This is a genomic window from uncultured Methanobrevibacter sp., from assembly GCF_946184425.1.
Taxonomy (GTDB): Archaea; Methanobacteriota; Methanobacteria; order Methanobacteriales; family Methanobacteriaceae; genus Methanocatella.
Genome location: NZ_CAMHFP010000083.1, coordinates 1 through 2,520, shown reverse-complemented (window position 1 = coordinate 2,520; position 2,520 = coordinate 1). Strand labels below are relative to the sequence as shown.

Genomic DNA, 2,520 nt, shown 5'->3' with positions numbered 1-2,520 from the left:
GTGCAGCTAACATGTTAACCAACTCCGATTCTTTCGACCCTAAATGTAAAATGGTTGAATTAAAAGCTTGTGCTATTCAAGTAGAAAAATTATAAGGTGAATAAGGAGTAGATAATATGGCAGTAAATGTAAATGATATGTTTTATGCATACTCTGGTAATGAAGCAATTAAAGAAAAAGGAGAATACGGTGGAGTCGTAACTACTATCATGAAATACTTACTCGAAGAAGGTATTGTTGATGCAGTAGTTGCTGTAGAAGAAGCAGCTGACTTATACGATGCTAAACCTATTCTCATCACTGACCCTGAAGATGTAATCAAATCTGCAGGATCCCTTCACTGTGGTACCTTAAACTTAGCAAAATTCGTATCCAAATACTTAGACGGTGCAAGAGATATGAAAATTGCAGTTACCACAAAACCATGTGACGCAATGACCTTAAAAGAGTTAATGAGAAAAGGAAAAGTTATCGAAGAAAACGTAATCATGATTGGTGTAAACTGTGGAGGAACCATGCCACCTGTACCAACCATGAAAATGATTAGAGACGTTTACGAATTAGACCCTGCTGACGTCATCAAAGAAGAAATTTCCAAAGGAAAACTCATTATGGAAACCGCTGATGGTGAAAAAGCAATTTCCATCGATGAACTCGAAGAAGACGGAATGGGTAGAAGAGAAAACTGTCAAAGATGTACCATGAACATCCCTACCAACGCTGATTTAGCTTTAGGTAACTGGGGAGTTATCGGTGACTTAGCTGGAAAAGCAACCTTCGTAGAAGTATGCTCCGAAAAAGGTGCAGACATCTTAGGAAAAGTAATTGATGCTGGATTAATTGAAACCCAAGCACCAATCGAAAAAGGTGTAACAATCCGTTCTAACATCGACAACATCATGGTAAAACAAGCAATGGCACAAAGAGAAAAAGACTTTGCTGGAACCTCTGGTGACATCTTAGAAGTATTCGCAGAATACAAAGAAGAATTCTCCAGATGTATGAAATGTTACGGTTGCCGTGAAGCATGTCCTCTCTGTTTCTGTGATGACTGCTGTCTCGAAGCTGAAGGTCCTGAATGGGTACCTGGTGGATACACCCCTGCAGCTCCATTCTTCCACTTAACTCGTATGGTACACATGGTAGATGCATGTACTAACTGTGGTCAATGTTCTGAAGTATGTCCTTGTGAAATTCCAGTATCCAAAGTATGGGCTACTGTAAACCAAAAAGTCAGAGACATCTTCGGTTACTACAGTGGTGTAGACAACGAAGAACCATTACCATTCACTGAATTTGGTCCTAAATCCTACAGACAATACTAGGATTGAAGATTTAAATCAAAATGGTGAAACACGATAGAATAAATTAGTTGTTGTAAAACTTTGTAATGAGCGTTTTGCTTATTATATTCGTTTTACAATTTTCTATTTTTATTCTCCTTTTTAATTAAATAATTTTTAAAATAGTCACCTCTTATTCACTCATTTCCATGAAAAACTATTTTTTAAATTATTTTTTTAAAAATAGCTATTGATTTATTTTTAAATTTAATTTATTTAGTGAAATTTCACTGTCTATTTTTATGATGAATCTTGATTTAATAGTTAATCTAATCTATGATTGGGGACAAAAGTTTATTTAGATAAATTAAATTTAACAATAGGTTATAAATTTATTCAAATAATTAATTTAAAAATAATTAAAAATTTTTTTAATTGGTGTAAAGATGAGAATTATTTCAATTGTAGGTTTAAAGAACACTGGCAAAACATCCCTTACAGGCAAGATCATTAAGGAATTAACCAATAGGGAATTCAAGGTAGCAAGCATTAAGCATTCTCATCACCAGATGGAAATGGATCATGAGGGAACCGACACATATAAGCAAATGGAAGCAGGTTCTGGCTTTGTTGTAGGAATTGGTGGAAGAACTTACTTCAATATTAATGAAAGGTTTGATTTAGAACGTATTTTATTCTTAATAAAACTTATTGAAAATCCTGATTTTGTTGTTATAGAAGGATTTAAAGCTTATCCTTATGCTAAAATAGCAACTTGTGAAGAAGTCAAGGACGAGTATACGATAAAAGTGGTGAATTCATTTGAAATCACAGATGATGAGCTATTGGAATTGGTCGACCTTGTTGAAGAAAGATCCTATGACATTTTGGAAACATTATTTGTTAATGAATGCGGATATAATGATGCAAGTCTTATAGGCCAAGGAAAGCTAGATTACAATCCTGAAACTCAAGCTGAAGTCAATTTAGCTATTGATGGAGTGAATATTGGATTGAATAGATTTGTCAGCGATTATCTCAAGCAAACCATATTGGGAGTATTGACTCCACTTAAAATCAAGGAATATGGTGTAGAGAACTTTGATGATATTGACATAACAATTAAAAATAAAAAAGAAAAAGATAATAATATTTAAAAATATTTAAAAATAATTCATATATTTAAAAATATTTAAAAATAATTCATATATTTAAAAATAAATATATTTAAAAATAA

The 2,520-nt window shown here is 32.9% G+C and carries 2 protein-coding genes; both read left to right on the top strand.

The window, feature by feature from the left end:
- The first annotated feature begins 116 nt into the window (after positions 1-116).
- Positions 117-1,325: a Coenzyme F420 hydrogenase/dehydrogenase, beta subunit C-terminal domain gene (locus Q0P94_RS10495; protein ID WP_295116418.1), complete on the top strand. Its 1,209-nt coding sequence runs from the start codon at positions 117-119 to the stop codon at positions 1,323-1,325.
- 404 nt (positions 1,326-1,729) lie between these two features.
- Positions 1,730-2,440, top strand: coding sequence for a molybdopterin-guanine dinucleotide biosynthesis protein B (mobB, locus tag Q0P94_RS10490; protein ID WP_295116415.1), 711 nt, complete (start codon positions 1,730-1,732; stop codon positions 2,438-2,440).
- The last annotated feature ends 80 nt before the right edge of the window (positions 2,441-2,520 follow it).

What these genes read in the sequence shown, in the direction of transcription:
- Q0P94_RS10495 (WP_295116418.1), top strand. Translation starts at nt 117, where the DNA reads ATGGCAGTAAATGTAAATGATATGTTTTATGCATACTCTGGTAATGAA.
- mobB (WP_295116415.1), top strand. Translation starts at nt 1,730, where the DNA reads ATGAGAATTATTTCAATTGTAGGTTTAAAGAACACTGGCAAAACATCC.